Genomic DNA, 24500 nt, shown 5'->3' on the forward strand with positions numbered 1-24500 from the left:
TAACCGTCAGCTGATCAGCAGCGGTGCGTCCCAGCCGGTGACCGGTGGCCTGCCGGTGGCGTGGCAGTGCAGGGCGAGCGCGATGCCCGCCGCGCCTTCCAGGAAACCGGGGCGGTCGAGGGGCCTGACCGAGCCGGGGTAGTCGTACCGGAAGCCGAACGGTGCCTCCGGGTCGTAGGCCTTCTCAAGCCGCACAGCGAGTTCGTCCGCGGTTTCGGTGTAGTACCGGTCCCCGGTGTCGAACGCCATCCGCGAGGCGATCTGCAGCAAGCCTGCCCAGCCGTGGCACAGCCCGGAGTCCCGGATCCGGTTGTGTCCAGTGAGGGCGATGGTGAACGCGCCTCTCAACGCGTCGTGTGCGGTTTCGCGCCACGACGCGTCGTCCAGCGCGGTCCCGGCCAGGAACAGTGCGCGTCCGATACCGGCGGCGCCGTAGCACCACACCTCGCGGTACCTGCCCGGGGGAGAGGGCCCGTCCAGGGTGACCGAATACGGCCAGAACGGGCCTGATTCGTCGTCGAGTTGCCACTTCCGCATCAACGACAGGATGCGCAGCATGGCCTCGTCGTGCCGGGACACTGCCACCCCGGCCTGCCAGGCGAGCGCCAGCAGTGCCAGCGGACCACCCACGCCGTGTGCCATCCCGAAGTTGAGGTGTCCGCCCCCTTCGGCCGGGATTCCCGCCGTGTCGTGGTGGTTCCACCACGCCGGCATGCGCCGTCCCCGTACGTCGATGTCGCCGGCGAGCGCGATGTCCACCAGTGTTGCCAGCACATCCTCCAGGGCGGCCAGCACCGCCTGGCTCCCCGTCAACTGGTAGCGGGCCAGCAGGTGCCTGCCGACACCGGTGATGCCCACGGGCACGTCGTAACCCGACCACCCGCCGATCGCCTGGCCGTTGGCGATCTTCGCACGGTCACGGGCGGCGAGTGCCTGGCATTCCCGGCTGATCGCCTGGTCGAACTGCGTGAGCATCGCCTGGTAGCCACCGGACTCCGTTGCTGCCGCATGTGCCGCGAACGCCACTGCCGCAAGGCCGCCGAACAGACCGCCGCCCGGTCGTGGGGCGGTCGAGGCGATCGCGGCCCGCAGATGGGCGTGGGTGTGCTCACGCAGCCCGGGATCACTCGCGCTGAGCTCGGCGTACAGCAGTGCCAGCGCGGGATGACCGTCTGACAATCCCACCGGGGTCCACAGCGTGAGGTCGCCGTTGTCCGTCCGCAACGCGTTGCCAGGAGCGTCTGTCGTCACCGCCACCCGGGCCGGGTCGACGAGCCGGTCGGCCAGTTCGGTCACGATGTGCGTGGTCATCGGCGTTCCTGTCGTTCGCGGTCCTGGTGGGCCTGCACGACACCGCGGGCGATGGCGTAGGCGTCACGTTCCTCGTCGAGGCTGGCGCCGCTCAGGCGGTTGTGGTGCACGTGAAGCATCGAGGCGAACGCGCTCGACACCTCGCCGCTGTCGGCGTCGCGCAGCGCTCGCGCGTAGTCCCGTAGCAGCGGAGCCCGACGTCGCCAGCTGTCCAGCAGTTCCTGGCCGCCCGGCAGTGCGGTGAGATCACTGGGATCGAGCAGCCGGACGGCCTCGCGCCGGCACTGCTGGAACGCCTTGTGGTGCTTGTCTTTCGCGAAGGTGGCGAGCAGCCAGTCCTGCCACCCGTCGTCGCCGTGCAGCAGCCGCGCCAGTTCGAGGTGGTTGGCGGCGAGCAGAAGACCCATCGGCAGCTCCAGTTTTCCTTGCTCGCGCAGGATGAGCTGCTCCAGTACGCACTGCGAGTCCGCGTGGAACGCGCGTTCGGCGGCGTCGATCGCACTCGGCCCGCCGTATCGGGTGATCTCCGGCTGGTAGGTGCCGGTCGCCAGCTCCGCGATCAGTCCGGCCTCGATCAGCTCGGCCGCCCATCGGTGCGCGATGGGCAGCAGTTCGCTGTTGAGCGCGTCCGGGTCACCGTGGAACCGGACGCGCAGATGATGAGCCGGGTCGGCGTAGCGCAGGAAGAACCACCGGTCGCTGAGCGGCTGTGCCCGCGCCACCAGTACGGGTAGGTGGTGGGTGAGCAGCTCGGTGTGTCTGCCACGGTGGGCGTACACCTTGAGGTACAGCCATTCCCCACCCGGTGGGTACGACCGGCTGACGAAGGGGCGAGAGGCGGCCGCGGCCCTTGCCCGTGGCCGGGCCGGGCGCAGTGGCACGACCGGCACGACCACCTCAGCGGCGTGCCCGCGTGCCCAGCCGGAGCCGAACTCACCGCCGGCGGGTTCCTCTCGCAGGACCAGTGCCGGACGCTTCCTGAGGTCCGCGCGCAGCAGCTCCACGGCGGCAGCGGAGTCAAGGTCGAGCCGGATCCGGCGGTCGGCCGCGGTGGTGGCGTACACGATCCGCGGCACAGACCAGTCGGCTCGCCAGCGCTCGAAGAGCCGGGACCACTCGCCGCGGCCGAGATCCGCGCGCAGCCGGGGGTCGGGCAGCCAGCGCGCCGGGCTGAGCACTGTGCGGCCGTGGCGGATCCGGGGCAGGTACGGCAGATCCGCGGCGGCGCCCCAGTGCCATAGCGGCCAGGAGGGAGTGCGGCTCTCGCCGATCTCGATCAGCAGGCGCACCGCGTTCGGCACGGCGAGGTTCGGGTTGAGCGAGTGGAACACCAGGGGCGCGATCTCCCGTCCGTCCCGCAGCGACACCACGGCGAACCGGTCGAAGTCCGCGGTGATCCCGAGGTGGTCGAGACTCAGCTCGGACGGGCGCTCGGCGTACGCGCCGAACACCATCGCCTCACTGGTCAACCTGGGCACCTGCGTCACGTTGGCCATCCGGGGATGCAGCGGCGGCGTGACCACCTGTGCCGGGGTCACCCCGTCCTCGGCGACGAGGTCCGCGGCCACCGCGCCGACCTTGTCCCGCAGCTGCGGGACCAACGGCAGGAACCGGCCGAACAACGCGCCGACCCGGGTGAAGTTCACGTCACCACCGCCGACGAGCCGGAACTCGCCACGCCGCAAGGCGTCTTCGGAGTCGGCGAGCAGCTGCGCGCAGATTTCCGCGTACGAGCCCCGCTCTCCGGGGGCGCCCGGGCGGGCGAGCCGCTCGATGGTGTCCTCGTCCAGCAGCACCTCACGCTTGTCCCGCGCGACCGCCTGCTCGGCCAGTGCGAGCAAGGTGACATCGCGCTCGGATTCGCCGGGGCGCCCGGTGCTGACCGACCGGTTGCCCGGCGGCAACAGGTACCCGGCCGGCGGGCCGATACCACGTTCCGCGTCGAGCAGATCCTTGATGCCCACAACGGTTCCGGTGCCGTACCGCTCGATGAAATCCATGCGGTAGGCCGCGAGCGGGTCGGCAGGGGCCAGCCGCGGCGGGGCCACCCGCCAGGCGACTTCAGCGGCGGCGGCCAGCTCGTCCGCGACGGCGGCGGGCAGCACGAGGTCGGCATCCATGCCGAGATCGACGTGCAGCAGCTGCGCCTGGTCGTGGATGCCTCGCATGGTGGCCGTCACGGCGCGCAGCGCGTCGAGTCCCTGGCCGACCGGGGTGGCGGCATAGCGGTCGAGTTCGTCACGGACCTTTGCCAGCTCGGGCGCGGGACCGCCGCGGGCGAGCACGTGCGCGATCGGATCCTCGGTGGTCGCGGGCGGGCGCAGGTCGGTGACCAGGAACTCCAGTGCCACCAGTTGCGTGACCAGTTTGGTGAGCACCTCCTCGCCTGCTTGCGGGAACTCCGCGCCGAGCCGCGCGAGCAGTACCGGAAAGGTGATCGGGGTGTGTGCGGCCGCCAGTGCGGCACGCACCGGACGGGTGTGCCGGACGGTGCGCTCGCGGTCGTCCGGGCCGCGAACGCCGCTTTCCTCCGGTACCAAGGGAAGCACCAGCCGGTCGCCCCGGAGGAAGCAGAGGTCGTTGCGGACCACTCGTAGCCGGCAGAGCACCGCCGGATCGGTCTCGCGGGGCCGGATCACCTCGGCCAGCCAGCTCAGGTCGACGCGTACGTGCCTGCGGTGCCCGGTCCCGACGCGGATCTTCGGCTGGTCGTCGAACTGGGCGGCTGCCACGCCGGCCATCAGTCCGAACGGGGTCGGCCGCTGCGTCATCCTGGCCAGGTACCGGTTGAGTGACAGCGCGGCGCGGCGCCGCCTGGCCGGATCGGTGAGTGCACCAGAGCTGATCTTGTCCAGAGCAGCGGCGAGCGACGGGCTGGACACCTCGATCGCCTCGCGGACATAGGGATCAGCACACACCTCGCGCAGGAACGCGTTCACCGCCTCGGGGCGGTCCAGTTCCTGCGGTGCCGGGTAATCCCCGTCGCCCGACGATCGTGCTGAAAGCCGCACGATCGCGAAGTCGAGCGCGCGAAACCGGGTGCTGGTTACCATCACAGCCCTCCTGGGTCGTTTGCTCGAAGTGGACGGCCGTTGCTCGGTGATCCGGCTGGCGGAACGCCTCGACGCGGGCCCGGACGTGGGCCCGGACGCACCGTCGGCGCGTCCGGGCCGTCACACGGTCGTCCGGCTCAACTGGTCAGCACGAACCGGAATGAGTGCACGCGACAGATGTGCACGGGGATGTGCAGGTGTTGAGCGCGGCGCTGTCGTGCTCGGGGTGTTCCGCCAGCGCGACACCGGACTCGTTGAGATGCGCGGCCCAGCCTGCGCCCGCCACACCTTCGATTTTCAGGTCGAGATCGAATTCACCCACGGAGTTCACTCCTTTACTTCGGCTGCCGCGTCCGCGCCTCCCGGTACGAATTCCGGCAGCTGTGAAACGAGGACAGCCAGCCCGCCAGTGCTATTTCCGCTGGCGCCCCGTGACTCGCATCACACCCCGATAGTGCTTGTCCGTCAACGACATTCAGGCTTGAGTGAAAGCGCGTCGGGAAAGGTTTACGGCCCGGCCGGAGTGGTTACACGCTGGCGAATGCGGCTGCCGGTCCGACGTTCGAATGTGCCTGCGAAAGGCGAAGAAGGGGCCACCGGCCCGCCGACATCAACGTGCACGCACAAAACGGACGCTACGATTGGCGTCCGCGTCTTTCGCTGAGGTGAGGATCGACAACGCGGCGCAGACCGTTCTCAGGAGTCGCTCATGCAGGCGACGATCTTCATGTCCGCACTCGTAGCTCAGGTGATCAGCGCCGGACGTCGCTGCTCGCTGGTTTTGCGCCCGAGTCGCCAGGCCCAGCGCCATCCGGCCAGGACGGCGACCATCGTGCCACTGAGCGCGAGCGGGACTGCGACCGCGGCTGGCCCGTCGAAGCGGGCAGTGGTCAGCACGATGGCCATTGCCCAGATCTGTATCACAGTGAATGGGATAGCCACCCATGCGGCGAGGTATCCGCGTCGCCATCCTCGCGGGTCCGGTGCGGGAGTGTACGGGTCCATGATCTGTACCTCCTCGTGATGTCGTTACCGATCATGAGACCGCATGCGCGCCATCTGATCTGCGTCACGTGACACACAGATCCACATCCGCCGTCCGGCTGGCGAGCTGCTCGTGTCCAGGTAGGACAGTCGCGCCGTGCCAGCGTGACGATTTCCCTGAGGAAACCCGGCGCAACCTTCAGTCTTGACGACGTAATGTCCGTTCCAGGAGGCCTAGATGCAGACCACCCAGATGCGCGCGGTCAACCGGGACGCGGCCAACTGCCTGCAGGTGCGCGAAACCGAGCTGCCTGCACCCCCGGCCGGGCAGGTCCGGGTCCGGGTCGAGGCGGCCGGTGTGTCCTACGGCGATCTGCTGTTCCAGCGCGGAGTGGTCCCGGGCGGCCCGAAAACCCCGTTCATACCCGGCTGTGACCTCGTCGGTGTTGTCGACGCGGTCGGCTCCGGGGTCACTGACCTCGAACCGGGGCAACGGGTGTGTGCGCTCGTCGTCTCCGGCGGTTACGCGGACGGCATGAACCTGCCGGCCGAGCGGGTGGTGCCGGTGCCGGACGGCATGAGCGCCGTCGACGCTGCGGCCGTATCCCTCAACTACTTCATCGCGCACCAGATGCTGCACCGCGTCGGCAAGGTCACCAGCGGTTCCCGCATTCTCGTGCACGGCGCGTCCGGTGGCGTCGGCCTCGCGTTCCTGCAGTTGGCCGAGCACATCGGCGGCGTGACCGTGTTCGGCACCGCATCGGCGGCGAACCTCGACCTGCTGCGGCGCCACGGCGCCATCGCCATCGACTACCGCGCCGATGACTTCGCCAACGTGATCCGGGACAACGGCGGCAAGGTCGACGTCGCCTACGACCCGATCGGCGGCACCCACTTCATCCGCTCGTACTCGGTCCTGCGCCGCGGCGGCAGGCTGGTCGCCTACGGCCAGAACGACGCACTGCGCAACGGAAAGCCGTCCCTGCGGATCGGCGCTATCGGTTTCCTGGCAGGCATCGCCGCCCCGAAGCTGATCCCCGATGGCCGCACGACCGGCTTCTACAACGCGTTGGCGCTGGAGAAGACGCAGCCGCACGCCTACCGCGAGGACCTGACCGAGGTCCTGTCCCTCGCGGCCGCGAACAAGATCGCCGTCCGCGAGCTGATCACCGTCCCCCTGCGCGACGCCGAGGAGGCGCTACAGAGGGTGGAGGCGGGCGTCGCGGGCAAGATCGTTCTCGACTGCACCGCCTGAGCCACGACGGTTCCGTGATTTTTGTATAGATCAAGTCTATCGACACCCTGAAGGATCTGGTGAACGCTCTGCGACCTTCCGTCGCACCCGGCGTCGCTGGTACCCAGCGGTCAGAAGTGTCCAACTAAACGGTTCAGGCGTGGCATTGGACGTATCGAGTGTGACGATGTCAGCAGCGACGATTCGTGGTCTGATGTCCTGGTCTGTCAGTGGTGGTGTGGCGCTGTACTCCTGGCAGGCCGGGTGCGTGGTCGCAGCACTGTCGTTGGGAGTGGACGTGGTGCGGTTGGTGGCCGAGTGGCGGCGGGATCGGGTCGTGTTGGATCTCGTGGAGCGGGCGCCGTGCGGCACTGTCGTCAACATTTACCCCGCTGAGCTGCTACAGGTGTGGGTGGGATCAGTGGAGAGGCAGGTGCGCGATGCCCCACCGGATCAGTGAGTGGGACGCGCGCGAGGTAGGTGATTTCTACCGTCAGGAGGCGAAGGCGCTGTTTCGATACGGATACCGATTAATGCAAGGAAACCGTGCCGCTGCCGAGGACATCGTCCAGGAGACTTTCCAGGAGGCAGCAAAGCGCTGGACGATGCTGCGTGCTCTGGAAGATAGCCGTCGACGGGCCTGGCTGTTCACGGTGGCGCGGAACAAGGTCGCGGACAGGTGGAGGATCGACCTTCGAGAGGCTCCAGTTCTGGACGTACTGTCCCCGGCCGACAAGATGTGCGATGGCGTGGATGTTCACCAGCGCGTCATCGACTCGATCGTGCTGGACAAGTGCTGGAAGGCCATTAAACAGATGCCGTCGCGTCAGCACCAGGTCGCGTGGTTGCGGTGGCATGACGGCTGCGACACAGCACAAATCGGGAAACTGCTGGGGATCAACTCTTCAACCGTTCGCGTACATCTGCGGAACGCCCGAACGGCATTGAAGTCGGCGGTCGGACCTGAGGTCCGTTTCCTCGATGAAGCTGCCGACAGAAATCAGGAGGACGCCGACTGCAGAGATCCGATTGGAGGCGCCGAAGCATGAACGAAGGGCAAGAGGGCGTCGGGTCGAGGCCGAGGTGCCCAGAGCACGGGCCGCAGGAGCCAGCCCAGGTGATCTGTCCGGCGTGCCTGAAGCCACTCGAGACACGCGACGATGCGCAGCGGGTGTCGGGCGCAAGTATCGGGTCGGTGCCACTGGCCGACATCTATCGGCGTCTCGGCGACGCGGTGGAACGAGACATCGACGAGTTCGACGTGGACAGAGGAGCGGAACGGCTCGCGGCTTGGATGCAAGCACCTGCCGACGCCGAACCGGTGCCGGACTTGTCGGCGACTGCTCTGTCGTCCAGAGCGATCGGGGTGAAGGCCGTTGACTCCCAGGATCCTCTGGCCGTGGACAACCCAATCAGAGCCAAGGCGATCATCGTTCACCTGCTATCAGCGAACACGCCACTGCCCGCTGATTCGGGTCCATATCCCTTTAGCACAGCCGTGCGGAACCAGCGTTTGCTGGAGATCGAGATTTGGGAGCAGACAGGTCCCGTCGAATCGTCAGACGTGGAGCACAATATCCAAATCGGACGTGGGGTGTTGCGCCTGCCGCCCGGGCTGCCCGCCCACTCGTCGATCGAGATCACTTTCTCCCTGTCCGAGGCTGGCACCCTGGGCGTGCACGCTGTCGAACCGAATTCAGGTGCACAGGGCCGCTTCGAACTGCAAATCGGTGAGACGGTAGCGGCCGTGCGGGCCGACATTGTTGGTGTGGAACTAAAATGATCAGACTCACTGGAGTCGCGGGATGCATTGGTCACGTCATCGCCGGTTCCTGCGCCAGTGGTTCGGGCAGACGGCCGGTGTGGATGACATGCAGGGTGCTGACCGCTCGCGTCAACGCAACGTAGAGCCGTTGCAAGCCACGCTGTTCTGCCTGGATGATGCTGGCCGGTTCGACGACTACGACCGTGTCGAACTCAAGGCCCTTGCTCAGGGTGACCGGCGCGAGGGTGAGGCGGTCAAGGTTCGTGCCGTCGACGCCCAGCACAGTGTGCTGAAGTCCGTTGGCCGACAAGGCTCGATGAAGTTCTGCGATGTCGTCGTCGGCAGCGATGAGCCCTACTGATCCTTCCCGTGCCAGAGCGGAAGCACAGGTTGTGATGGTCGCCGCGATCTTTTCGTCTGGCGTTGTCTCGACGATCCGGAGGGCATCGTCAGACTGACGAAACGAGGCCGGGGAACCCAATTCCGGGGCGATGTGCGGCAGAAGACGCGCCGCGAAGTCGATGACCTGCGCCGGCACGCGGTAGCCGCGAGTCAGCTCCTCGATGTGGCCGCCCGGTCGATCGAGGTGTGTGAGGACCTCGGTCCACCCTTGAACGGCCGACGGGCTCGTCGCCTGTGCCAGGTCGCCAAGGACAGTGCACGAGCCAGCCATGCGGCGGGAGATCGCCCGGATCTGCATCGGACTGAGGTCTTGTGCCTCGTCGATCACGACGTGGCCGAGTTTTCCCGGCCGGTCGACCAATGCCGCGACCTCGTCACGGAGAGCCAAGTCGAGGCTGCTCCACCGCATCGCCCGCACACTGCGCGGCCGAGGCGTGAACAACAGGGCGCGCTGCTCGTCGACAGAGAGGACGCTGTCCGCGGCACGAGCCAAATGTGCTTGGTCGGTAAGGAGATCGAAGACCACGCGGGCTGGATCGATTGCCGGCCACATCTTTCCGACGGCCCGGTTGATCACCCTGTGGCGACGGAGCTGATGCAGCGTGGCGCTCGCGTTCCCGGCCTGCTCCATCTGACGCAGCACGAGATGTGCCAGCCGCTGAGCCAGCAACTCGCGTCCGGCACCGTAATCAACCTCGCGGCCAAGGACATCGTCGATTTGCTCGGCAAGGTCCTCAGTGGACAGACGCCACGTGCGGTGCTGATGCTTGATCTCGACCGTCTCGTCCAGGGGGCGGATCCGTGACCACAGGTGACGTCGGATGACCTCAGCCATCCGGGCATCACCCTTGACCCGGGCCGCCTGCGGATCGTCGACTCGCTCGACCGCGATGCCCTCGCCGATCAGCTCGTCGATGGTCGTCTGTGAAACCGCGACTTCACCAAGAGCGGGCAGCACATTGCGGATGTACGAGAGGAACGAGTGGTTAGGCCCGATGACGGCAACCCCACCGCCCTTTCGCAAGCGTTGCCCCTCGGTGTAGAGCAGGTATGCCAGACGGTGTAGCCCCACTGCGGTTTTGCCTGTCCCGGGCGCTCCCTGGATGCACACCGTACGGTCGATTGGCGCGCGTACCAGGCTCATCTGCTCGGGCTGGATCGTGGCCACGATGTCGCGCATCGGTCCTTTACGCGGACGTTCGATCTCCGCGGCCAGCAATCTGCTGGACTCGACCTGACGATCGATCGGTTCGTCCTCGAAGGCGGTCACCACACCTTCGTGGTCGAAGCCGTACCGCCGACGAACCTTGACGCCCATCGGATCCTGACGGCTGGCCTCGTAGAACGCCCGCGCCAACGGGGCACGCCAGTCGATGACCATCGGCTCGCCGTCGTCGTCACGGACACCACGGCGCCCGACGTACACAAAGTCGCTGTTCGGGTAGCCGAGACGCCCGAAGAACAGCGGCGCGCCTTCCACGTCGGACAGTTCCTCGACGACCTGGATGCGGAACTGGCGCAACACGTGGTTGAAGTATTTGTCCCCAACGGCTTCGCCCTCGCCCGCGCCGGTGGCCAGCATCGTGCTGACCTCCTCGCGCATGCGGGCGAGTTGGGCACGACAGACGTCCATGTAGTCGCGTTCGGCGCGTATCTCGGGCTCGACAGAGTGCATGGCCGTGCCAGACCTCACAGTGCGGGAAGGAAAACTTAACTTAGTCAAGTATACGACTTGGTCAAGTTGTTTACTGGGGAAAGCGGGACTACGCTCTTCACATGGAGGAACTCGGCCTGCGTGAGCGCAAGAAGCGCCGTACCCGTGACGCGATCGCGGAGGCAGCTCTTGCCCTGTTCCAGGAGTCAGGCTTCGACAACGTCACGGTCGCCGACGTCGCAGCGGCCGCAGAGGTGTCCAAACCGACGCTCTTCGCCTACTTCCCGACCAAGGAAGACCTGGTCCTGCACCCGTTCCTGGACACAACGAGCCCCGCGGAGGTCGTCCGGAACAACTCCGGTGTGCCCGCGCTCACCGCCCTGCGTCAGAGCTTCCTCGATCGCCTCGCCAACCGGGATCCGTTGACCGGCCTGAACGACTCGCCGTCGACGATCACTTTCCATGACCTGCTGTACTCAACGCCAACCTTGATGGCCCGCCTGGCCTTCTACATGATCGACCAGGAAAAAGAGCTGGTCGCGGAACTGCGGGCCGCCGTCCCGGACGCCTTCACGGCCCGGGTGCTGGCCGCCCAGGTCTTCGGCACCCAGCGAATCCTCTCCACGCACAACGCGCAGGAGATTCGAAACGGCCGCACCGCCGACACTGTCTACCCCGCGGCCGTCGCCCGGACGGAAGCCGCCTACACGTTCCTGGAATCCGGCCTGGCAGCACTCGGCGCCTCGACGACGACGGCCCGCAACTGACGAGATCACGTAGGCAGGTCGGCCGCGCCGACAGTTCCGGCGGTAGCCGCTCGGTCACATACCGCTGGGGATCTGTCACGCAAGGGAAGAGGCGCGCGTGATGTTCTTCATCCTATCGAGGGACAAGTGAATCGTTTCCCGGATTCGGCTGCCCCGGCGGCCCTGTTCTCAAGTGGACATTCGAATTGATCGAGTGCGGACCCTGGGATTCAGAAGATCGTTTCTGATCGAATCGTCCGTCAGGCGACACCTTATGGAGATATATGCAGCTGTTATATGCGAATACCGTCCGAAAAGGACATTGAAGACCGGTTGTGCCGGTTTCACGTTGTCCATGGTGGGAAGTTTCCGGAGAATGGTCTTCTGGGGCGCTGGGGCAGGGCGGCTGTGGTTGTGGCGCACTTCGCCGATGGAGTCTGTAACGGTGTGACGGTACGACGTTTTGGTCACGATGAGTGTGCAATTTGCAACGCTTTCGGGTGGACGTAATGCACGAACGGAGTACCGTCCCGGCGGACTAACCGGGGGTACTGTGACGCGGACGTGGAACGCCGACGACCGACACGAATCTGACGAGTGCGAATGGTGAATAACCACTACCTGAACACGTTGTTGCAGAATAGTCGCCTGGCGCGCCGATATCGCCCCGTGGTGGAAAAGGTCCGTGCCACCTATCAGCGTGAAGGTCTCGAAGGACTGGTGCGACAGGGCCGACGGGTCACCGCCCGGCTGCTGATGCCCAAGGACCCCGCCCCTGGCTCCGCCGGAGCCCGCGGCGCGGCGCACACCGCCATCGACCCTGCCGTCGTCAACGACATCCTGTCGAACCTGGCCATCCGGGACTGGCGGATCGTGGGCCGGCTGCTGGCGTTGTTCGACGAGATGCACCGGCAGAACCCGGACCCGCGGGTGACCCAGATGCTCTTCCAGCTGGACGAGCTGGTCACGCAGTTGCGGCACGACCATCGCAAGAAGCTCGTGCTGGCAGGCAGGCGGCCACCCGGCGGGCAGCCGGTCGCCCAGCCGATGCTCGCGGTGATCCGCGGCGGCATGTCCAGCGCCCCGGGGTACGCGCGGGTGCGGATCCGTGATCTGGTGCCGCTGGCCGTGGTCGGCGATGCCGCCAAGGACGTCAGCGGCATCCTCACCGAACTGATGACCAACGCGCTGCATTTCTCCCCGCCGGAGTCCCCGGTCACCGTCCACGCCAGGATGGCCGACGGTGGCGCCGTGTTGCTCCGCGTGGAGGACGAGGGCATCGGCATCGACCAGGCCGAGCTCGATCGGCTCAACGGCGAGCTGCTGCGGCCGCCGGTGCGCAGCCTGCTCGACCTGCGGGACCGGCAGATCCTGCAGCACCTGGGCTTGGTGACCGCGACCATTCTGGCCAAGCCGCACGGCATCGGGCTCAGCCTGGCCCGCCGGGACCCGGCCGGTGTCGTGGCATCCGTCCTGCTGCCACCGGATCTGCTGTGCGATCCGGCGATGGCCGAAGCCGAGACGAGCGCGGCCCGCGCCGAAGCCGAGACGAAGCCCGCAGGCCGTCCCCAGATCGCACTGACGTCCGATCATGCCGAGCGCGAGCACGAGACGACTCCGTTGGGCCTGCCCAAACGGACGACGCGTCCTTCTCCCCGCGTAGGGACGACGCCCGAGGACGACGCCACCGAGCCGGGGTCGCAAGGGCGCCATGCCCGCACAACCGATCTGCCGGAGGACGCGCGCACCACTGCAGGCGGGCTGCCCGTGCGCAGGCCCGGCCGGGTGCGTGAGTTCTCCGCCGCGGACACCGATCCTGGCCTGGCCGAGCGTGAGCCCGTCGAGTACACCGAACTGGACCCGGCGCAGTTACGACGGCGTGCGGCCGCCATGACGCGCGTCCGGCACGCGGCCGCCGACGACCCGTCGGACAAGCCCGCGCGGCCGACGCCCTACCCGAAGGCCAAACCCGACACGAATCCCTTGTTCACGAGTTCCGAGGACCGTAATGACGCCTAACGCCGCACAGATTCCCGACGCACTGCGGGAGGAATTCGGGTGGCTCGCAGACAACTTCGTCAGTGATGTTCCCGGTGTCGTCCACGTACTGGTCGTCTCCGCCGACGGGCTGAAGGTCGCCAAGAGCAAGGGTCTGCACGACGACGCCGCCGACCAGTTCTCGTCACTGGTGGCCATGATGCTCTCCATCGCCAAGGCGTCGGCCGGGCTGTTCGGCCGCGGTGGCTTCCAGTACAGCGACATCGTCATGGGGGACAGCTTCATCGTCTTCCAGCAGATCAGTGAACACAGCGGCGTCGCGGTGCTGGCCAGTGAGCACGACGGCGGGCAGCTGGAGACGGTCTGCTTCGAGCTCGCCAAGTTCGTCAACCAGTCCCGTCGGGTGCTCAACCCCGGGATGCGCAGGCAATCGCACACCACAGCCACGCCAACGGGACAAGGCTGACTGCCGAGGAGGACATCCGGTGGACACCACCGAGTCGCCTGAGGGCGAATGGGTCCGGCCGTTCGCCGTCACCGGCGGGCGCGCCATCATCGAGCAGGACCTGCTGCTCGAAACGATCATCTCCGGATCGAACGGCCGGGGGGACGACGACTTCGCCGCGTCACTGGACCCGGAGACGCGTGCGGTCTACCACCACGTCAGCCGGACGAGCTTGTCGCTGGCCGAACTGTCGGCGCAGCTGAGGCTGCCGCTCGGCGTGGTGCGCGTGCTGGTCGACGACCTGTCGCGTGCCGGCCGCGTCCGGGTGCACCCGAACGCACAAGGACGGGAACGCGATCCGCAGGTCTACCTCCGGGTCATCAACGGGCTGAAGCGAAAGCTGGAGGAGGACAGGGCCAGCCATGCGATCTGACCCGGCGTCAGTGAAGATCGTGATCAGCGGCGGTTTCGGGGTCGGCAAGACCACGCTGATCGGGTCGATCTCCGAGATCCCGCCCGTGCACACCGAAGAGGTGATGACCGAGGCGTCGGAAGGCGTCGACCCGGCACCGGTCGAGGGCAAGACCACCACCACGGTCGCGTTCGACTTCGGCCGGCTCACCCTCGACGAGAACTTCCAGTTGTTCCTGTTCGGCACGCCCGGGCAGGGCCGGTTCTGGTTCATGTGGGACGACGTGTGCCGCGGTGCGCTGGGTGCGCTCGTGCTCGCCGACGTCAACCGGATCACAGACGCGTTCGCGGTGATCGACTACTTCGAGCGGGAGACCGACATGCCGTTCGCCGTCGCGGTGAACTGGTGGAACGGCGAACAGACGCATGAGCTGGACGAGATCCGGCAGGCCCTCGCACTGCCGGACCGGGTTCCGCTGTTCCCGGTGGACGCGCGGGACAAGTACTCGGTGAACATCGCGCTGCAGGAGCTCATGGAGTACGCGATGAAAAGCGTGAGCTGAACACGCCTTCCCCGACGGCCGCCCGTGCGACCACCGGGGAAGGCGACGCATGTCGAGTGGCGGGCCATCCACGACAAAGGGGACTGCGATGCGTGTATTGGTGGTGGGCGCCGGGCAGGCCGGGCTGGCGACTGCGTGCGGCCTGGCCCAGACGGACGGCGTCGAGGTCACGGTGATGAGCCACAAGACCCCGGACGAGATCCGCAAGGGCCATGTCCTGTCCACCCAGGTGATCTTCGGCCACGGGCTGGCGTTCGAGCGTGAGCTGGGGATCAACTTCTGGGAGGAGAAGACACCGGACATCGGCGGGATCGGCCTGTCGGCGATGGCGCCGGGCGTCCCGATGGAGCAGCAGCCGGCCATCGACTGGTGGGCGCCGCTTGAGCTGACCGCGCAGTCGGTTGACCAGCGGATCAAGTTCGCCGGGCTGCTGGAGTACCTCAAGGGCCTGCCGGGTGCCACCGTGATCACGAACTTCACCACGAGTGGCGAGCTGGCGCGCACGGCCGGCAAGTACGACCTGGTCCTGGTCGGCGCGGGCAAGAGCGAACTGGTCAAGATGTTCGGCCGCGACGACGAACGCTCGTCCTACACCAAGCCACAACGTGCGTTGAGCGTGGTGTACGTCAACGGCGTCGAGCCGGGCGCCACCGATCCGGACCACCCGATCGTCCGGTTCAACGCCACCCCGTGGGGCGAGTTGTTCATGATCCCCGGGCTGACCAAGAGCGGTCCCTGCCACATCCTGTTCATCGAGGCGCGGCCGGACGGCCCGCTCGACCGGTTCGAGCCTGACATCGGCGAACGCATCCTGTCGCCGGACGAGCACCTGCGCCGGTTCAAGGACGCCCTGCGCGAGCACTTCCCCTGGCAGTACGAGCGCTGCAGCAAGGCGGAGCTCACCGACCCGACGGCCTACCTCGCTGGCCGGTACGTGCCGACCATCCGCAAACCGCTCCTGCGGATCGACGCCGAGCACACCGTGCTGGCCATCGGTGACGTGTTCGTCCAGCAGGACCCGATCGCCGGACAGGGCGCGAACATGGCCACCTGGAACGCCAAGGTGGTCGTCGACGCCGTCCGGGAGCGGCTGCAGGAGGGCGGCCCGTTCGACGACGCCTGGAAACTGGCGACCGCCGAGCGGCAGTGGGCGATCGCCCAGCACTCGGTCCGGTTCTCCAACACCTTGCTCGACCCGCCGGAGTATGTGCTCGGAGCGTTGGGTGCGGCCGGTCAGTTCCCGGACGTGCGGCGGTGGCTGGTCAACGGCTTCGCACAGCCGTCCGACTTCGCCGACCGGCTCTACGACCCGGCTGCTCTGCAGCAGTACCTGGCCGGTGTGGCAGGCGCCGCGTAGCACCGTGTTTTCCCCAGTCGCGGGCTGGCCCGGGTCCGGGTCAGCCAGCGACATAGTGCCTGGGAAACCGTCTGTCAGTCAGTGGAACGTTTCGGCCACCCAGGACGCGAGTTCGGAGCGGGCGGACTCGGTGGGCGGGGTCCCTGAGCCGTTCGTGACCAGTGCGAAGTGGACACGACCGGTGTCGGAGGATGACAGCATGAGCCGGTTGACGCCAGGTTCGCCGGGCTCCGGTGCGATGGCGACCGGTTGTGTTCCGGTGTAAGGCGGCAGGCCGGTGGTCGAGGCCAGGTCGCTCACCACTGTTGTGTTCTGTTGGCCGAAGGACGCGGGCAGGTGCAACTCGGTCGGTGCCTCGCTGCCATTGGACCGCCAAACGAACATCGCGTACTGGCCCGTGCCGACGAGCTGGCGGATCGTGGGCATGGTGGCGGGAACAGGGTTCCACGTTCCCACGGACCGGTCTTCATAGCCGAACGCCAGGGTGTCGCCCGCTACCGCGCGGGGAAACAGCCGATCGATCAACCGACTGTCCACAGTTGTCACAAAGCTGCCGTTGCTGAGCCGGACCGCGGAGAAGTGTTCGCCGTTCATGGCGTCCCCCTCGGTCTGGACCTTGTCCGGGTTGTCGTTCATCAACTCGCGATGCCGGTCGTAGTAGATGTCCCAATGCCACTGGCTCGCCGAGAGCGCATGCCCCGATTCCGCGGCGCCGGACCACCAGTTCGCGCCCTTCACCCGTGAATCCAGTGCCTGGTACATCGCTTTGAGCACAGTGGGTGCCTTGTCGGAGGTGAAGCCGGCCACAGGATGGCCGAACTCCGACACGATCCCAGTCGTACCAAGGTCCTTGGCCCGGTCACGGATCCGGTTGAAGTCCGCTGTGTACTCGCCGTCGTTCGCCTTGCCGGGCTTGAGCACGCCGGACTGCGCCTTGCCGTCGTAGAAATGCGAGTTGAACACGAACCGGGAACCCAGTGCGGGCACGGCCGTCAGCCCACCAGGTTCGGCGAAGAACTCCACGTTCTGGTTCCAGAACACCAACGGCTCGACGAAGGCGGCTTTGTCGGCCCAGCCGGCTTGGTCCATCCGCTGGCGGAACTGTTGGTAGAACGGCCACAACAGGTCCCGTTCCCAAGCAGGGCCGTTCTGGCCCGTGTCATAGCGTCCGGCATACGGCTCGTTGAGCGGATCGACGCCCAGAATCAGCCGGAAAGCGTTGGGGGAGAGGTTCTCCTTGAGGAAACGCATGGTTTCGCTTGCCTGGTACAGGAATTCGTCCCGAATCTTGATGGGGCCGGCTGGTGTGGTCACCTCGCGGTTGTGCCAGAAGTCGTACACCGCACTGGTGACAGCTTGGTTGTTCTTCATGTTCTGGCCCCAATGGAAACAGAGGCCACAGGACTCCCGTGGATAGTTCCCGGCACGGACCACCCACTCCGGTGCGCCGTCGCCGGTGTACCAGCTGTCGCGGTTGAACAGGTATCTGGAGTACAGGTCCTGGTGGAAGTCCACGTAGACCCGGATGCCTTGGTCGGTGAAGGCGGCGATCTGCTCGGCCACCGCGGTGAGGTACCGGTGGTCGATCTTTCGCGGCTCTGGTTCGACCCAGGCCCACGTGACCAGGAACCGCACCGCGTTCGCTCCGGTCAGCCGTCGCATCGACGCCGCGGACGAGCGGGCGTCCGTCACTGTGGCGAAGGGCAGCCCCCGCAACTCGGCGAGCTTGGCTTCGCCGGAGACATTGAAACCACGGAAAACGACTTCCCGGCGGTGCTCGTCTCGGAACGCGCCACCGGCGACGGCGACAGACGCGTTGTCGAACCAGAACTGCTCTCTCGCCGCGCTGACACGCAGCGGCGCGGGCAGTAATAGCAGGGATGCCAGCAGCAGGACGGCGATTCGTTTCATCTTCATCACCTGGGGCAGGGGCGCAGGGATAGAACATGACGAATGTTCGCGTTAACACGCTAGCTGATCCGCCCGGCGATGCCAACCCCAGGCGGATGGGATGAGCCGAATCGACAGCCCGAGTGTTGGGCGGCTGTCCTTGGTGTCGTCATGCGCGACGTACGGGCCCGGGTTGCGATCGAGAACGACGCCAGTAGGTGATCAGCTGGGTGGCAGTGTCACAGCGACCTTGTCGACGTTCGGACCGCCGTTCCCGGTAGTCGCTATCGCCCTGATCTTGCTGACACCGGCTACCAGACTGATGTGGATAGTCAGTGTTCGCCAGTCCGACCATCCGCGACGCTCCGATTTTGGAGACCCCGATGGGCGAAGTGCTTACCGGCCAAGGCAAGCGCCATCCGCACCCGGCGGTGAGGGAGTGTGGCCCCCGGCTCGCGCATTGACAGTCAGGTGTGACTGTGAAACGGTTCGGGCATGTCATCGGGCGTGCGGGCGGCTCAACGCGAGGCGACCCGGCAGCGGATCGTGCAGACGGCGGTCGATCTCTTGGTCGAGCGTGGGCTGTCGGCGACGACAACGGTTGAGGTGCAACGGGCTGGTGGGTTCAGCCGGGGTGCGTTGCTGCACCACTTCCCGACGCGAGAGGCGATGCTGGGTGCCACGATCCGCCAGCTGATGGAGCGCAATGAGACGGCGGTGCGGCAAGCCGAGGCCGAAGTGCCAGCCGGTCTTGACCGTGTCGAACGCGCGATCCGGGTGCTGTGCACCTCGATCGTGCGTCCGGCATTCGTGGCCGAGTTGGAGTTGTGGGCGGCCGCGCGCACGGACACCGCGCTGCGCGAAGTGTTGCGCCGCGAGGAGAAGCGGGCGCGCGCGGATCTCTACCGGGTGATCGGCGAAGTGTTCGGCGAGGATCTGGTGACCCATGAACGCTATCCCGTTGTGGCGTCGTTGACCGTGCAGTTCCTGCGTGGCTTGGCGATTTCCGATGTGCTGCGCGGTGAGCACGGGACCGGGCGGCTGATCGCCGACTGGGTCGCGGTCGCCAAGGCGATCCTGGAAGGGAGCAATCCGTGAGTGACGTCATCGGTTACGAGGTGCGGGACCGCAAGGCCTACCTGACGTTGAACCGGCCCGAGCGGTTGAACGCGATCACGGCCGAAGTGGCGCGCGGGCTGAAGGAGTTGGTCGATCGGGCCAATGAGGACGCCGCGGTGCACGTGATCGTGTTGCAGGGTGCGGGACGCGCGTTCAGCGCGGGCTACGACCTCAAGCAGTACGCCGAGGACGGTGATCTGACACAGCCGCCGGTGTGGGATCCGATCAAGGACTACCAGCTGATGAAGCGCAACACCGACGACTTCTTCAGCCTCTGGCGTTCGCTGAAGCCCACCATCGCGAAGGTGCACGGTTACGCGGTGGCGGGAGGCAGCGATATCGCGTTGTCCTGCGATCTGGTGGTGATGGCCGAGAACGCCCGGATCGGTTACATGCCCGCCCGGGTGTGGGGCTGTCCCACGACTGCGATGTGGGTCTACCGCCTCGGTGCCGAACGAGCCAAGCGGATGCTGCTGACCGGCGACACCATCGACGGAACCACTGCTGCCGCATGGGGTTTGGTGGTGCAGTCGGTCCCGACGGGCGAGTTGGACGACGCGGTGGAGGCGCTGGCCGACCGGATCGCCGGAGTGCCGGTCAACCAGCTCGTCATGCAGAAACTGATGATCAACCAGGCGTACGACAACATGGGTCTGCACGGCACCCAGATCCTGGCCACCCTGTTCGACGGGATCACCCGGCACTCCCCGGAGGGACGCTGGTTCCAGGAGTTCGCCGCCCAGCACGGGTTTCCCGCCGCGGTGCGGTGGCGTGACTCCGGTAAGCCGATCCCTGACGGCGGCGGCCCGATCCCGACCACAGCGGAACTCGGCAAGGAGTGACCACGATGGACTTGGCGTACTGGCCCGCCGACACGAGCAGCCCCGTTCTCGAACTGTCCACAGGGGACCTGTTGCGCGAAGCCGCTGATGCCGCCGGGGACGACATCGCCCTCATCGAGGTGGTACCACCTGGTACGCCGTCCCTTTCCGGTGCCACGGAAACCAACCGCCGGTGGACTTATCGGGAACTGCTCACCGAAGCGGAGCGGTGCGCACACTGGTTACTGGCCAAGTTCACACCGGGCGAGCGGATCACGGTGTGGGCACCCAACATTCCTGAATGGATCATCCTGCAGTACGGTTCGGCGTTGGCCGGTCTGGTTGTGGTGACAGCCAATCCGGCGCTCCGCGCGGCAGAGCTGCGCTATGTGCTCGAACAGTCCCGTTCGGCGGGGCTGTTCCACACCGCGGAGTTCCGTGGTAGCGATATGACCGCGATCGTGCGCGAAGCGACACCGGGACTGCCCGAACTGCGCGAGACGTTCTGCTTCGCAGACTGGCCGGACACGGTGGGGACCCACCGCACAGGAGGTCCACTGCTGACAGTGCGGGCCGGTGATGCCGCCCAGATCCAGTACACGTCCGGCACCACGGGGTTTCCCAAGGGCGCGTTGCTGCACCACCGGGGACTGGTGACCAACGCCCGATTCATGATCGACCGCACCCAGTTGCCACGCCGGGGCACCATGGTCTCGGCGATGCCGTTGTTCCACACCGCCGGCTGTGCGATGGGCGTACTGGGCAGCGCGCATCAGCGAGCCACATACGTGCTGTGCCAACTGTTCGACCCAACGCTCGTGCTGACCGCGGCTCAGGACCACCGCGCGGATCTGTTGGCAGGGGTGCCGACCATGCTCATCGCGATGCTGAGCCACCCCGAGCTCGACCGGTTCGATCTGTCGAACCTGTCACGGGTCCTTTCCGGTGGCAGTCCCGTCCCACCCGAGCTCGTGCACCGCGTCGAGCAACGTTTCAGTGTCCAGTTCACCACGGTGTACGGCCAAACCGAGCTGTCGCCGGTGGTGACCCAAACCAGCCCCGACGACTCTCCCGAGGACAAGGCCGCAACCGCCGGACGCCCGTTGCCGCAGTTGGAGGTCGCCGTCCGGGACCCGATCACCGGCGACACCGTGCCCGTCGGCCAGCCGGGCGAGATCTGCGCACGCGGTTACCAGACCATGCTCGGCTATTTCGACATGCCGGACCGCACCGCGGAAACCATCGACCCCGACGGCTGGCTGCACACCGGTGACCTGGGTGTCCTCGACAACCGCGGCTACCTGCGGGTCACCGGCAGGCTCAAGGACATGATCATCCGGGGCGGGGAGAACATCTACGCGACCGAGATCGAGCAGGTGCTGTTCACCCACCCCGGCATCCGCGACGTCACCGTGCTCGGTCTGCCCGATCCCACGTGGGGCGAGATCGTCGCCGCGGTGTTCGTCCCCGGACAGCCCGAAAAGGTTCCGAACGCGGCGCAACTGCACGACTTCTGCCGTACGCACCTGGCACCGCACAAGACGCCCGTCCGCTGGTTCCAGGCAGGCGAACTGCCGCTCACCGGCTCGGGGAAGATCCAGAAGTTCCGGCTGCGCGACCAGATCGACCGCGCCGAACTCCAGGAACTGCCCAACGAGCGGAATTAGCGGTTGGTTCGATCGGACTCTGTTCGCGTCCCGCGCGCCGCGCTACCGTAGGGGTGGGTTAAAACGTTTCAATAGCCCTCACCGTCGCGGGAGGCCTGACGATGCGTCGACTGTTCGCGATTGCCTTGTTAGTGGCGACGTTTGCCCACGGCGGGACTCCGGCGGCGGCTCCCGCCGGGCACAACCGTCCGCCTGAGGCGCCGACACGACTGACGGTCAACGACCGCACGGACCCGCTTGCCGTCGATGGCGTTCCGCGATTCGGCTGGCTGCCAAGGGATCGCGACGGCAACGAAGTGCAGACCGCGTACCAGATCGTTGTGCTGCAAGGTGACGTCAGGGTCTGGGACAGTGGCCGCGTCCTGTCGTCACGGCAGTCCTGGGTCGGCTACGGCGGTCGGCCGCTGGCCTCGGGCGCGGCCTATCGCTGGACCGTGCGCACATGGGACCGGCACGGTGCGGTCTCGCCATACGCCGTGGCGGCGTCTTTCGACACCGGCCTGGGCGATGGCGACTGGTCCGGTGCGGCGTGGATCCGGCGCGTCACAACGGGAAACGACGCGGCTGATGAATGGACCCTTGCCCGGAAGGTGATTGAGGTCGGCAAGAGCCCGGTGATCAGGGCTCGTGCCTACGTGTCCGCGACGAGCGACTGGGCGTTGCACGTCAACGGGGCGATGGTCAGCCGAGGCTCGTCGTACGGTTATCCGGGGGAAGGGTATTACGACGTCGCGGATCTGAAGGGGGTGTGGGCGGGCGCTGAGTTGGCGATCGGCGTGCGGTACCACTACTGGACGTGCCGGTGTCAGGGCCGCGCCGACGGTCCGCAGTTGCCCGCTGAAGGGCCGTCGGGCCTGCTTGCCAAGATCGTCGTCGAGCACGCCGACGGCAGCAGGGAAGTGGCTGTCTCAGACGGGTCCTGGCGGCTGACACGCGATACCGCGCAGGACGTCTCAACGCTCACCTACCGCAATTCCGATGCGGGGGACCGCGTTGAGCGCCACGACGCGACTCAGGAGATCCAGCAGTGGGACACGCCGTCGTTCGACGATCGCCTCTGGGACCCCGCATCATTGATCGGACCGCACCCCAGGCCGAACCCGTCATCGTGCGCGGCGCCGTGCGCGTTCACCCGGCTTACCGCTCAACAGGCCCATATCGCATACGAGATCATCCACCCCGTCTCGGTCATCAGGTTGCCCGACGGAACGGTGTTCGCCGACATGGGCAAGGTGGTCGCGGCGGTGCCGCGGATCAGCTTCCGCGCGGGGACTGCGGGACACGCGATCACCATGACGACAAGTTATCGGCGCAACAACACCACGCTCGCGGCACCGGTCTCGGCTGGCGCGCGAGCGGTCTCGCTCGTATCGACGTCCAAAGTGCACATTGGCGACCAGATCACGATCGATGCTCCCGCCAACGGGTATGGCCCTGGCTCACCGGAGACCCGCACTGTCGTCGCGGTCAGCCCGGCCGAGGTTGGCCTTGACAGGCCGTTGACACGTGCGCACGCCGGCGGCGCGTGGGTGGAGAACTCCCGTGCCGGCACGTCCGGGCTCGACACACAGGGCAGCGACATGCGCTTCCACTACGTCCAGAAGTCAGGACGGCAGATCGCCGAGCCGTTCACCTACTGGGGCTGGCGCTACCTGGAAGTCAGCGATCCCGGCGAGCACCTCGCGGACGGTCAGATCACGGCCGTCACGCAGGCGACCGACGTACGGCCAACGGAAGCGGCCACATTCGCCAGCAGTTCCCCGGTCCTCGACGCGGTGTTCCAGCTGATGCAGCGGTCGGCGTTGCTGTCGGCGCAGAACGTCTTCCTCGACACGCCGACGCGGGAAAAGGGGCAGTTCCTCGGCGACACGATCGACCAGTCCTTCGCGACGATGGAATCGCTCGGTGAGCGCAGCCCCACCCGGCAGGCCATCGTCGAATTCATCCACTCGCAGGCACGGTACTGGCCGAACGGCGCGCTGAACGCCGTCTACCCCAACGGTGACGGCAAGCGCGACATCCCGGACTACACCGAGATGTTCCCGGAGTGGGTGATGCGGTACCACCAGATGACCGGTGATGATTCGCTTGTCGTCCAGGCGTTCCCCACCATGAAGCGGGTCGCCGGCTACATCACGGCGGCAATTGACTCCACAGGTCTGGTCCACCAACTGCCAGGCGGCAGTGGACAGTACGCATACGGAATCATCGACTGGCCGCCGGCGATGCGCTACGACACGGTCGTACAGGACAACGGTTCCCGGACTGTGGTCAACGCGCTCGCTGTAGGAGCGATGCGTGCCGTGGCCGATGCGGCCGTCGTCGTAGGTGACACCGTCGCCGCGGATGAGTACCGGCGTCAGGCGGAATCGCTCACCGCGGCGATGAACGCCCTGTTGCGGGAGCCCGGTGGTCGTTACTCGGACGGGCTTGCCTTGTCCACGGGAAAGCAGATCCCCAACTTTTCGCAGCACGCGCAGAGCTTCCCGGTTGCCTATGGTGTGGCGCCCGTATCGGCCTATCCGGCGCTGGGCGCGTACATCCGGGATCTCGGTATGCGGCAAGGACCCATGACGTTTCGTCAACTCCTTGCCGCACTGCACAGAACCGGCCAGTCAGAAGCGATCGTCCGGTTGCTCACCAACACTGATGCCGACGGCCCAGCCCAGACGCTCGCCGAAGGTGGCACATTCCTATGGGAGCAATGGACACCAGGCTGCGCCGTCGCCGGATGCACCGGTACGCAGGTCAACCAGAACAGCAGCGAAAGCTTCTCGCACGGCTGGGGCGCTGCGGGCATCAGCGGCATCCTGCAATCCCTTCTCGGACTCGAGGTCGTCAGCCCAGGCGCGGCCACCGTCCGGATCGCCCCGCCCGCCAACGGACTTCAGCACGCGCGGGGCACGGTGTGGACCGAGCGGGGCCAGGTCGGCATCGCGTGGGCGCGTTCGGGGCGGAGCATCACACTTGACGTGAATGTGCCGGTGAACGTCACCGCGACCGTTGTACTGCCCGGCAGTCGCCCGATCACCGTCGGCTCAGGCCGTACCCACCTGCGAGTCACACCAGGATGAACATGG

20 protein-coding genes are annotated in these 24500 nt (G+C 66.7%); 14 read left to right on the forward strand and 6 right to left on the reverse strand.

Going from position 1 to position 24500, the window contains the following annotated elements:
* Window positions 1-6: 6 nt before the first annotated feature.
* From B9C43_RS37345 to B9C43_RS37355, 4 genes are all read right to left on the reverse strand, one after another.
* A complete protein-coding gene (locus B9C43_RS37345; protein WP_084431579.1) occupies window positions 7-1311 on the reverse strand; it encodes a lanthionine synthetase C family protein in 1305 nt (434 codons plus the stop codon).
* The gene (locus B9C43_RS37350) at window positions 1308-4364 is read right to left on the reverse strand and encodes a lantibiotic dehydratase (RefSeq protein WP_084431581.1); all 3057 of its coding nucleotides are present in this window, start codon (window positions 4362-4364) and stop codon (window positions 1308-1310) included. The genes B9C43_RS37345 and B9C43_RS37350 overlap by 4 nt, the downstream gene beginning before the upstream one ends.
* 145 nt (window positions 4365-4509) lie before the next feature.
* The gene (locus B9C43_RS56990; RefSeq protein WP_160096951.1) at window positions 4510-4686 is read right to left on the reverse strand and encodes a hypothetical protein; all 177 of its coding nucleotides are present in this window, start codon (window positions 4684-4686) and stop codon (window positions 4510-4512) included.
* A gap of 422 nt (window positions 4687-5108) precedes the next feature.
* Complete coding sequence (locus tag B9C43_RS37355; protein WP_084431583.1) at window positions 5109-5369, reverse strand: hypothetical protein; 261 nt, start codon at window positions 5367-5369, stop codon at window positions 5109-5111.
* Between the two features lie 217 nt (window positions 5370-5586).
* Here B9C43_RS37355 and B9C43_RS37360 point away from each other — a divergent pair, with 217 nt between their 5' ends.
* The 4 genes from B9C43_RS37360 (at window position 5587) to B9C43_RS37375 (ending at window position 8365) form a co-directional block, all read left to right on the forward strand.
* A complete protein-coding gene (locus B9C43_RS37360) occupies window positions 5587-6603 on the forward strand; it encodes a medium chain dehydrogenase/reductase family protein (RefSeq protein WP_143446871.1) in 1017 nt (338 codons plus the stop codon).
* A gap of 193 nt (window positions 6604-6796) precedes the next feature.
* Entirely contained in the window at window positions 6797-7042 is a 246-nt protein-coding gene (locus tag B9C43_RS37365; protein WP_084431585.1) for a hypothetical protein, read from the forward strand.
* The gene (locus B9C43_RS37370; protein ID WP_084431587.1) at window positions 7023-7631 is read left to right on the forward strand and encodes an RNA polymerase sigma factor; all 609 of its coding nucleotides are present in this window, start codon (window positions 7023-7025) and stop codon (window positions 7629-7631) included. The genes B9C43_RS37365 and B9C43_RS37370 overlap by 20 nt, the downstream gene beginning before the upstream one ends.
* 146 nt (window positions 7632-7777) lie before the next feature.
* Entirely contained in the window at window positions 7778-8365 is a 588-nt protein-coding gene (locus B9C43_RS37375; RefSeq protein WP_143446873.1) for an Hsp70 family protein, read from the forward strand.
* Between the two features lie 31 nt (window positions 8366-8396).
* Here the strand turns inward: B9C43_RS37375 and B9C43_RS37380 are convergent, their stop codons facing one another.
* Window positions 8397-10424, reverse strand: a complete 2028-nt coding sequence (locus B9C43_RS37380; RefSeq protein WP_084431591.1) for a HelD family protein — start codon at window positions 10422-10424, stop codon at window positions 8397-8399.
* A 101-nt stretch (window positions 10425-10525) separates the two neighbouring features.
* Between B9C43_RS37380 and B9C43_RS37385 the strand changes: the two genes are divergently transcribed.
* From B9C43_RS37385 to B9C43_RS37410, 6 genes are all read left to right on the forward strand, one after another.
* Entirely contained in the window at window positions 10526-11170 is a 645-nt protein-coding gene (locus B9C43_RS37385) for a TetR/AcrR family transcriptional regulator (protein WP_084431593.1), read from the forward strand.
* Window positions 11171-11752: 582 nt separating this feature from the next.
* The gene (locus tag B9C43_RS37390; RefSeq protein ID WP_084431595.1) at window positions 11753-13168 is read left to right on the forward strand and encodes an ATP-binding protein; all 1416 of its coding nucleotides are present in this window, start codon (window positions 11753-11755) and stop codon (window positions 13166-13168) included.
* Window positions 13158-13613 (forward strand): roadblock/LC7 domain-containing protein, encoded by a 456-nt coding sequence (locus B9C43_RS37395; RefSeq protein ID WP_033392965.1) that lies wholly within the window; start codon window positions 13158-13160, stop codon window positions 13611-13613. Before B9C43_RS37390 ends, B9C43_RS37395 begins: the two co-directional genes overlap by 11 nt.
* Window positions 13614-13632: 19 nt before the next feature.
* Window positions 13633-14025 carry a DUF742 domain-containing protein gene (locus tag B9C43_RS37400; RefSeq protein WP_033392966.1) on the forward strand — a complete coding sequence of 131 codons (393 nt, stop codon included), beginning with the start codon at window positions 13633-13635 and terminating at the stop codon, window positions 14023-14025.
* The gene (locus tag B9C43_RS37405) at window positions 14015-14566 is read left to right on the forward strand and encodes a GTP-binding protein (protein ID WP_033392967.1); all 552 of its coding nucleotides are present in this window, start codon (window positions 14015-14017) and stop codon (window positions 14564-14566) included. Before B9C43_RS37400 ends, B9C43_RS37405 begins: the two co-directional genes overlap by 11 nt.
* Before the next feature lie 88 nt (window positions 14567-14654).
* On the forward strand, window positions 14655-15923 hold the full coding sequence (locus tag B9C43_RS37410) for a styrene monooxygenase/indole monooxygenase family protein (RefSeq protein WP_084431597.1): 1269 nt from the start codon (window positions 14655-14657) through the stop codon (window positions 15921-15923).
* A gap of 78 nt (window positions 15924-16001) precedes the next feature.
* On the opposite strand, the gene B9C43_RS37415 is transcribed toward B9C43_RS37410, so the two are convergent.
* Window positions 16002-17834 (reverse strand): cellulase family glycosylhydrolase, encoded by a 1833-nt coding sequence (locus B9C43_RS37415; protein WP_200825868.1) that lies wholly within the window; start codon window positions 17832-17834, stop codon window positions 16002-16004.
* Window positions 17835-18308: 474 nt separating this feature from the next.
* On the opposite strand from B9C43_RS37415, the gene B9C43_RS37420 reads away from it, so the two are divergent.
* The 4 genes from B9C43_RS37420 (at window position 18309) to B9C43_RS37435 (ending at window position 24494) form a co-directional block, all read left to right on the forward strand.
* The gene (locus tag B9C43_RS37420) at window positions 18309-18911 is read left to right on the forward strand and encodes a TetR/AcrR family transcriptional regulator (RefSeq protein WP_084431601.1); all 603 of its coding nucleotides are present in this window, start codon (window positions 18309-18311) and stop codon (window positions 18909-18911) included.
* Window positions 18908-19774, forward strand: coding sequence for a crotonase/enoyl-CoA hydratase family protein (locus tag B9C43_RS37425; RefSeq protein ID WP_084431603.1), 867 nt, complete (start codon window positions 18908-18910; stop codon window positions 19772-19774). The genes B9C43_RS37420 and B9C43_RS37425 overlap by 4 nt, the downstream gene beginning before the upstream one ends.
* Before the next feature lie 5 nt (window positions 19775-19779).
* Entirely contained in the window at window positions 19780-21420 is a 1641-nt protein-coding gene (locus B9C43_RS37430) for an AMP-binding protein (RefSeq protein ID WP_084431605.1), read from the forward strand.
* A 101-nt stretch (window positions 21421-21521) separates the two neighbouring features.
* Window positions 21522-24494 (forward strand): alpha-L-rhamnosidase-related protein, encoded by a 2973-nt coding sequence (locus tag B9C43_RS37435; RefSeq protein ID WP_084431607.1) that lies wholly within the window; start codon window positions 21522-21524, stop codon window positions 24492-24494.
* The last annotated feature ends 6 nt before the right edge of the window (window positions 24495-24500 follow it).

This window comes from Kibdelosporangium aridum, assembly GCF_900176515.1.
GTDB classification, from domain to species: domain Bacteria; phylum Actinomycetota; class Actinomycetes; order Mycobacteriales; family Pseudonocardiaceae; genus Kibdelosporangium; species Kibdelosporangium aridum.